Source organism: Candidatus Pelagibacter communis, assembly GCF_001180025.1.
GTDB lineage: Bacteria > Pseudomonadota > Alphaproteobacteria > Pelagibacterales > Pelagibacteraceae > Pelagibacter > Pelagibacter ubique_A.
On sequence record NZ_CVSK01000050.1, the window covers coordinates 1 to 1,329 of the forward strand.

Here is a 1,329-nt window from a genome sequence, read left to right on the forward strand (position 1 = left end):
TTCATAACTATGAACAAAATACATGTGAGATTTATTTTCGATACCTTTAAAAATCTTACTATCTTTCGTCATACTAATTTCGTTCCAGCCAATATGGGGTAGTTTATATTTTCCATTTTGATTATCTATTTTTGATACTTTTCCAGAAATCCAACCAAGACCTTTGGTTTCTGTTTCTTCAAAACCGACGTCTGCAAACATTTGTAATCCAACACAAATTCCAAGAAGTGGTTTTTTATTATTAATTGCAAACTCATTTAAAGTGTCTACTAGACCACTGATGTTATTAAGTGCATCAACACAACTTTTAAACGAACCCTGTCCTGGTAAAACAACTTTATCTGAAGATTTAATCTTATTTAAATCTGATGTTACTTCAATATTTACTTTATCCTTAGCAACCTCCTTAAAAGAGTTTATTACCGAGCTAATATTGCCCGAATTATAATCAACAATTGTGACGTTCATTAAACTTATAATGAGCCTTTAGTGGACGGGATACTCTTTTTGTTTCTTGGATCCATCTCTAATGCAGCTCTTAAAGATCTTGCTAATGCTTTATAGCATGACTCAATTATATGGTGGCTATTATCCCCATAAATATTTTCAACATGCATAGTAATGCCTGCAGATTGAGAGAATGCCTGGAACCATTCTTTAAATAGTTCAGTGTCCATCTCACCAAGTTTCTCAACTTTTAATTTTACTTTCCAAATCAAATAAGGTCTGTTTGAAACATCAATTGCAACTCTTGTTAATGTTTCATCCATTGGAATAACTGAGTGTGCATATCTTTTTATTCCTACAAATTTTTTAGCTGCTTTTTTTAAAGCTTCACCAATAGCGATACCTGTATCTTCTGTTGTATGGTGAAGATCGATATGAGTATCTCCTTTTGCTTTAACTTTTAAATCAATCAAAGAATGCTTTGATAATTGTTCAAGCATGTGATCTAAGAAACCAATACCAGTATCAATTTGGTATTTACCTTTGCCATCAATATTTACTTCAACATTGATGCTGGTTTCTTTTGTTTTTCGAGATACTTTTCCTTTTCTAGCCATATATTTTTAATGGTATACATACATAATCCCGCTATATCAATATCAGTCTGAACACTTGAAGTATCAAAAATAGTTACCATTTATTAGATATGACAACAATTGTGTTAGTTAGGAAAAATAATGAAGTAGTCGTTGCAGGAGATGGGCAAGTTAGTATGGGAAATACTGTTGTTAAAAGTACTGCTTCAAAAGTTAGAAAAATTGAAAAAAGAGATGTGGTAGCAGGATTTGCAGGATCAACTGCGGACGCATTAACTCTATTTGA

The 1,329-nt window shown here is 32.0% G+C and carries 2 protein-coding genes and 1 pseudogene; 1 reads left to right on the plus strand and 2 read right to left on the minus strand.

Features of this window, described 5'->3' with window-relative positions:
- Window positions 1-468: imidazole glycerol phosphate synthase subunit HisH (gene hisH, locus AMN83_RS02790; RefSeq protein WP_075504183.1), on the minus strand; the 468-nt coding region annotated here is incomplete at its 3' end.
- A gap of 5 nt (window positions 469-473) precedes the next feature.
- Window positions 474-1,064 carry an imidazoleglycerol-phosphate dehydratase HisB gene (gene hisB / locus AMN83_RS02795; RefSeq protein WP_075504184.1) on the minus strand — a complete coding sequence of 197 codons (591 nt, stop codon included), beginning with the start codon at window positions 1,062-1,064 and terminating at the stop codon, window positions 474-476.
- 89 nt (window positions 1,065-1,153) lie between these two features.
- Here hisB and AMN83_RS02800 point away from each other — a divergent pair.
- A pseudogene (locus tag AMN83_RS02800) lies at window positions 1,154-1,329 on the plus strand (HslU--HslV peptidase proteolytic subunit); the annotation flags it as partial.

Bases quoted from the DNA above. Each gene is read 5' to 3' on its own strand.
- hisB (WP_075504184.1), bottom strand. From the start codon at position 1,064: ATGGCTAGAAAAGGAAAAGTATCTCGAAAAACAAAAGAAACCAGCATC.